The sequence below is a fragment of the uncultured Streptococcus sp. genome, from assembly GCF_905372115.1.
Taxonomy (GTDB): domain Bacteria; phylum Bacillota; class Bacilli; order Lactobacillales; family Streptococcaceae; genus Streptococcus.
Genome location: NZ_CAJPNR010000075.1, coordinates 1 through 3,791 on the forward strand (window position 1 = coordinate 1; position 3,791 = coordinate 3,791).

At 43.9% G+C, this 3,791-nt stretch carries 3 protein-coding genes; all 3 read left to right on the forward strand.

The window, feature by feature from the left end; translation table 11 throughout:
- Window positions 1–1,353: bifunctional glutamate--cysteine ligase GshA/glutathione synthetase GshB (gene gshAB, locus QZ169_RS11410; protein WP_295507141.1), on the forward strand; the 1,353-nt coding region annotated here is incomplete at its 5' end.
- 235 nt (window positions 1,354–1,588) lie between these two features.
- Window positions 1,589–2,434, forward strand: coding sequence for a hypothetical protein (locus QZ169_RS11415; protein ID WP_295507143.1), 846 nt, complete (start codon window positions 1,589–1,591; stop codon window positions 2,432–2,434).
- A gap of 24 nt (window positions 2,435–2,458) precedes the next feature.
- Window positions 2,459–3,715, forward strand: coding sequence for a toxic anion resistance protein (locus tag QZ169_RS11420; RefSeq protein ID WP_002907849.1), 1,257 nt, complete (start codon window positions 2,459–2,461; stop codon window positions 3,713–3,715).
- The last annotated feature ends 76 nt before the right edge of the window (window positions 3,716–3,791 follow it).

A 3,791-nucleotide genomic window follows, 5' to 3' on the forward strand; every position in this document is an offset into this window, starting at 1 on the left:
GTCCATCTCTTTTTACTGAGCCTGCTCTGGCTAGATGATGTAGAAAATGTTGATACGGCATTAAAAGCTGCCCACGACTTAAACCAAAAAATTGCTTGTAGCCACCCGCTGACTGCCCTGCCAGATGAGGCAGACAGCTCAGCCCTTCTTCAAGCTATGGAAGAGCTCATCCAGCATTTTGAACTGCCGACATACTACCAGACCTTGCTTAAGCAGCTTAAGGAGGCACTTCTGAATCCTCAGCTAACCCTATCTGGCCAGCTCCTACCTTATATTCATCAGGATTCCTTAATGGCCTTTGGGCTAGAAAAAGCAGAGGAATATCACCGCTATGCTTGGACTGCTCCTTATGCCCTCAAAGGCTACGAAAATATGGAACTGTCCACCCAGATGCTACTCTTTGATGCCATTCAGAAGGGTCTGAATGTCGAAATTTTAGATGAAAATGACCAATTTCTCAAGCTTTGGCATGGTCACCATGTGGAATATGTCAAGAACGGCAATATGACCTCCAAGGATAACTATGTCATTCCTCTGGCTATGGCCAATAAAACCGTCACCAAAAAGATTTTGGCTGCAGCTGACTTTCCCGTTCCAGCTGGATCAGAATTTTCTTCTCTTGAAGAGGGACTGGCCTATTACCCTTTGATTAAGAACCGACAAATTGTTGTCAAACCTAAGTCAACCAACTTCGGACTGGGCATCTCCATCTTCCAAGAACCAGCTAGCCTAGAAGCCTACCGCAAAGCTTTGGAAATTGCTTTTTCAGAAGACGCTGCCGTCTTGGTGGAGGAATTCATCGCTGGAACGGAGTACCGCTTCTTTGTCTTAGACGGTCAGTGTGAGGCAGTCCTCTTGCGAGTAGCAGCCAATGTCGTCGGAGACGGTCAGCATACTGTGAGAGAATTGGTTGCCATCAAAAATGACAATCCTCTGCGCGGGCGAGACCATCGTTCACCACTCGAAATCATTGAACTGGGGGACATTGAACTGCTTATGCTGGACCAGCAAGGCTATGGACCAGATGATATTCTACCTGCTGGGGTCAAGGTTGACTTACGACGCAATTCCAATATTTCTACCGGCGGAGACTCGATTGATGTCACAGACAGCATGCACCCGTCTTATAAGGAACTTGCTGCAGACATGGCAAAGGCTATGGGAGCTTGGGCTTGTGGCGTTGACCTAATCATCCCTGACAGCTCTGCTATTTCCACAAAGGAAAATCCCAACTGCACCTGCATCGAGCTCAACTTCAACCCCTCTATGTATATGCACACCTATTGTGCTGAGGGACCGGGACAAAGCATCACCCCTAAAATACTAGCCAAACTTTTCCCAGAAATGGACTGATAATATACGAATCGCAGGGAATTCCTTGCGATTTTTGTTTGAATACTTGAGACAAACGAAGAAGCTTTCGTTCTAGAAACAACGCTTGCTTTATTGAGAGGAAGCAAATGCCTTGCTGAATTAAGTAAATATAAAAAATGGTCTCAATATATAAAATCATTTCAATCTTTATCCTTCAAAAACCAGCTTTTATGTTAAAATAGAGATATCACATTGAGAAGAAAGAGAAACGTCCATGTCGAGGAGAAATGATGATTCCAACCAGCAACCAGAATGGTTTAGCTGGATTTGGATACTTGTATTTGTATTTGGTTCTGGAGCTGTAGCCAGCTATCTAATTCCCATAGCTATTCTGGGAGCTATTGGCTACGGAATCTATCGCCACCAAAGCCAGAAAAAAGTTCGGATTGAAGCTAAACAAGCCAGCATTGGCCGGATTGAAGATTTGAAATCAGAAATTGGTCAGGCTGACCGCCGCATAAAAAAATTGGAAGCCTACCAAGAAGATGGGGACCAAGAAAGCTATCAGAATTTAGCTCTAGAAATTCTTCCCCAGCTAACCTATATCAAAAATGCTGCTAACGACCTACAGGGAGAAATTCCTGCTTCAGTCTACCAGCGAATCCAAACCAAAATTCGTACTGTAACCGATGAAATTGATGAACAACTGAGAAAGATTGAACGAGAGAAAAAACGAAAAGAAGCGCAGCCTAAGAAAACTAGTCTAGAAGAGCTAGCCCCAGAATTGGTCGCTACGGTTCACAATATTCAGATTGACCATGAGGCCATTCTTCAAAAAATCTCTCAATCTGAAAGCAACAATAAGGAAGAGCTGACTGCCATTCATCAGTCCCAGATGGAGCACTACGAAGATATTTTAGAAGGCTACCTCAAAATCAAAGCTTCTCCCAAAGATTTTTACAATGCAGAGGAGCGGCTAGCCAAGGCCAAAGCAGCCATCGAGCAGTTTGACTTGGACCTAGACGAAGCGCTGCGCCAGTTAAATGAAGCTGATTTGAGGGACTTTGACATTAGCCTGCGTATCTTAGATAAAGAAAAGCACACAGACACCGGCCTTTAAGCTATATAAACTAAAGGAGAAACTATGAGCCAAGAATTTAATTTTGATATTGATAAAATTGCCAATAATGCTATCAGCAAAAGTGACAAAACAACAGAAATCATCGAAGCCAACACGACTCAAGAAAATGGTCAGCTAACTTTTCTGGAAAAGCTGACTCCTGAGCAACAGAGTGCGATTACAGCTAAAGCTCCGCAGCTGGTGGATAACTTCGTATCAGACCAAAATGCCTTGCTGGACTTTGGCCAATCTGCTGTAGAAGAGGTCAACGGTACTGTCAATCGTATCTTAGCCGAGCAGAAAAAATTACAAATTCCTCAGGTAGATGAGCTTTTAAAAAATACCAATAAAGAACTCAATGGCTTTGTCGCAAAATACAAGGATGCTCAAGTAGCAGAACTGGACAAGAAGCCTAATTTCCTGGAAAAACTCTTCAAACAGAGCAAAAACACTCTTCAAGAATTCTATTTCGACTCACAAAATATTGAGCAGAAAATGGACGGCATGGCTGCAACAGTCGTCAAACAAGAAGATGTTCTGGCTCGCAATATTGTTTCTGCTGAAATGCTGATTGAAGATAATACCAAATCAATTGAAAACCTAGTCGGAGTTATTTCCTTTATCGAAGCTGCTCAGCAAGAATCTGGCAATCGAGCGCTCAAGCTGCAGGCTGAAGTTGCTCAGCTAGATATGACAACCGTTGACTACCAAGTCAAATCGCAAGAATTAGCTCGAATGACAGAGGTGGTTAATACCCTAGAGCAGCAACACACTGAATATGTCAGCCGTCTCTATGTGGCTTGGGCGACAACTCCTCAAATGCGTAATCTGGTCAAGGTTTCCTCTGATATGCGCCAGAAGCTAGGAATGCTCCGCCGAAATACCATTCCAACGATGAAACTGTCTATCGCCCAGTTAGGCATCCTCCAGCAATCCATGAAGTCTGGTCAGGTAGCTGACGCTATCTCTAATGCGAATAACGCTGCCCTGCAAATGCTCGCCGAAACGAGCAAGGAAGTCATTCCTCAGCTGGAGCGGATTTCTCAAAGTCCTACTATCGCTGTTGAGTCTGTCACTAAGCTGGCAGAAAGCCTTGTCGCACAAAACCAAGGCATTATCGAAGCTATTGATAAAGGGCGGGAAAAACGCGCTCTGCTAGAAGCCACTGTTATCCAGTCTGCAGAGACCATCAACAACTCTGTCAAACTGCGTGATCAAAAGATTATCCAAGCCCTGTTGGACCAAGGCAAGGAAGCCCAGAAGGAATTAACGACAGAATAATAAAAGAGCCTAGGTGTACTGACCCCAAAAGTTAGACAGAAAAAATCTAACTTTTGGGGTGTTTTTAAATGAAACT